Annotated in this window: 6 protein-coding genes; 5 read left to right on the forward strand and 1 reads right to left on the reverse strand. The window is 59.7% G+C overall.

The window, feature by feature from the left end; translation table 11 throughout:
• The 4 genes from MRBLSP13_RS17265 to MRBLSP13_RS17280 all read left to right on the forward strand — a co-directional run.
• Positions 1–311 (forward strand): cation:dicarboxylate symporter family transporter (locus MRBLSP13_RS17265; RefSeq protein ID WP_363755742.1); only part of this gene is annotated, 311 nt, incomplete at its 5' end.
• 151 nt (positions 312–462) lie between these two features.
• Entirely contained in the window at positions 463–1,002 is a 540-nt protein-coding gene (locus tag MRBLSP13_RS17270; protein ID WP_363736957.1) for a hypothetical protein, read from the forward strand.
• A 155-nt stretch (positions 1,003–1,157) separates the two neighbouring features.
• Positions 1,158–1,445, forward strand: coding sequence for a heme-binding protein (locus tag MRBLSP13_RS17275; RefSeq protein ID WP_363755746.1), 288 nt, complete (start codon positions 1,158–1,160; stop codon positions 1,443–1,445).
• Complete coding sequence (locus tag MRBLSP13_RS17280; protein ID WP_363736960.1) at positions 1,412–1,540, forward strand: heme-binding protein; 129 nt, start codon at positions 1,412–1,414, stop codon at positions 1,538–1,540. The genes MRBLSP13_RS17275 and MRBLSP13_RS17280 overlap by 34 nt, the downstream gene beginning before the upstream one ends.
• A 70-nt stretch (positions 1,541–1,610) precedes the next feature.
• Here MRBLSP13_RS17280 and MRBLSP13_RS17285 read toward each other — a convergent pair whose 3' ends face one another.
• On the reverse strand, positions 1,611–1,793 hold the full coding sequence (locus tag MRBLSP13_RS17285; protein ID WP_363755748.1) for a hypothetical protein: 183 nt from the start codon (positions 1,791–1,793) through the stop codon (positions 1,611–1,613).
• Between MRBLSP13_RS17285 and MRBLSP13_RS17290 the strand changes: the two genes are divergently transcribed.
• Positions 1,786–1,950 carry a hypothetical protein gene (locus tag MRBLSP13_RS17290; protein WP_363755744.1) on the forward strand — a complete coding sequence of 55 codons (165 nt, stop codon included), beginning with the start codon at positions 1,786–1,788 and terminating at the stop codon, positions 1,948–1,950. The two genes, MRBLSP13_RS17285 and MRBLSP13_RS17290, sit on opposite strands and share 8 nt — an antisense overlap.
• Positions 1,951–2,025 lie beyond the last annotated feature (75 nt).

A 2,025-nucleotide genomic window follows, 5' to 3' on the forward strand; every position in this document is an offset into this window, starting at 1 on the left:
CATCACTGGTGGTGGTCGCGGCGACGCTGGGCCAGTTCGACCTGCCGGTGGAGGGTGTCGCCTTCATCCTGGCGGTGGACCATTTCATGGACATGGGCCGTACCGCGACCAATGTGCTGGGCAATGCCATCGCCACCTCCGTCATCACCAAATGGGAAGGGATGCTGGAGGTCGAGGAACCGGACTATGTGCCCCATCCCAAGGCGCCCGCACACACGCCGGCCCATGGCCGCGCGGGACTGGCGCTGGCAAGCGACATGGTCGAGGACGAGCCAGTCGGCGAGGCGATCCCCGTGAAGCACCGCCTTTGACCCTGTCGGCCAGCGCCGCAGGCCCGCGGAACCATGCGGCCATAACGAACAGGCATAGCACCCAAAGCAACAGACAATTGCTTTTATATTTCCGTTGGATGAATTTAACATCACATCAGACATCGAACTATTTCCAGCGGGGAGAATTACGATGAATTTCAAGACTATCTTGTCGGCTTCCGTTCTGTCATTCGCCCTGGCCGCTTCGTCCGCCATGGCGCACCCGGGGCACGACGAGCTTCCCGACTCCTACGCCGTAGAAGGTGCCACCATGTCTTTCTTCAGCACCCCGAACCGCAAGCATATCATGATCAACGGCGACAGCGTGACGACCCTCGGCAAGGTCGTCGTCAACCTCGCCCAAGACTCCGACGTTCTGATCCAGTTCACCAGCGGCCTGGCGACCATCACCGCAGACGGTTGCCCCTGCTCGGTCCGCGCCTCCATCGCGGTCGACGATCACGACCCAATTGTCATCAAGCGCGTGAATCTGGGCGCGCAGGTGACTCAGATCGACGGAAAATATCAGCCCGATCGTCAGTCCGCCGACGGGTCCTTCGTCCTCCCTCTGGCGAAGGGCCGCCACGAAATCTCTCTCGTCGCGCAGAAGGTCGACGGCAAGAGCACGGCACTTCATGCCTTCTATCCCAATATGCAGGCCATCGTCTTCAACCGTCAAACGAGTAAGTAAGCCCGCTCTCACGGCAGCCGTTCATCATGGCCTTCTAAGGATCAGGAAAGTCTTCGCAATTGCCAAACAAGCTTCTCTTAGCGGCCGCGTTGTTGCTCTGCGCAGATAGTCTGGTTGCACAACAGATCCCTGGCCCCTACGGCCCGGCGATAACATTGGGCCAGGCGCGCATGATCGTCGATGCCGCTCACCAAGAGGCGGAAAAGCGCGGTCTAACCATGGCCTTCGCCGTAGCGATTCCTTCCGGAGAGCCGATTCTGCTCGAAGTCATGGATGGAACCCAAATGGGTTCCATCCCACTGGCCGCATCCAAGGCAAAGACCGCAGCACGATATCGGCGGCCAACCAAGGCCTTCTCTGAAGATTTCGCTGGCAAGGCGGCGATGAGCTATACCAGTGTACCTGAATCGTGTCGCTGGCGGGCGGCGTCCCGATATTGTTAAACGGTCATGTTATCGGCGCGCTGGGGATCAGCGGCGGAACATCCACCCAGGACGAAGAAGTAGCGACGGCTGCAATCGGAAAGTCAGCTAAATAGACTTCGACCCATATGGATGATTATCTCCGACATACCGACTCCCCGCTTCGCTTGGTCGAAGCGGGGCTTTCTATGGCGAACTGCTGGTGGCGGGGCTTAGCACTACTTTGGCAGAAGTGCGGACGGAGATCAGTTGCACGTCGGCCGGGTAGACCTTTTGGTGCCGGGGAATGCCGACAGCCCAGCCAAGGCCGCGCGCGCTCAGCGCCTGCCGGAACGGAGCGGACAGGCGTGCCACAGACTGGGTGTTCATCGGCTATTCGATGCCGGCAGCCGATTTCGAGTTCAAGCATCTGCTGAAACGCGTGCAACTGACCGAGGGTGACCGGCCCGACATCACCGTCATCACTGGAGGCACCCTGAGGTGGTGTCGGCAATTCGGACAGGGTGATAAGCTCATCCCGACCTGAAGGAATGGACGGGAATGAAGACGACGAGAAAGCGCTACAGCGCCGAGTTCAAGGCGAAGGTGGCGATGGAAGCGA

Source organism: Sphingobium sp. LSP13-1-1.1 (genome assembly GCF_040676415.1).
Classification (GTDB): domain Bacteria; phylum Pseudomonadota; class Alphaproteobacteria; order Sphingomonadales; family Sphingomonadaceae; genus Sphingobium.

Excerpts from the sequence above, each read along its gene's own strand:
- MRBLSP13_RS17270 (WP_363736957.1), top strand. The coding sequence starts at position 463 with ATGAATTTCAAGACTATCTTGTCGGCTTCCGTTCTGTCATTCGCCCTG.
- MRBLSP13_RS17285 (WP_363755748.1), bottom strand. The coding sequence starts at position 1,793 with ATGAACACCCAGTCTGTGGCACGCCTGTCCGCTCCGTTCCGGCAGGCG.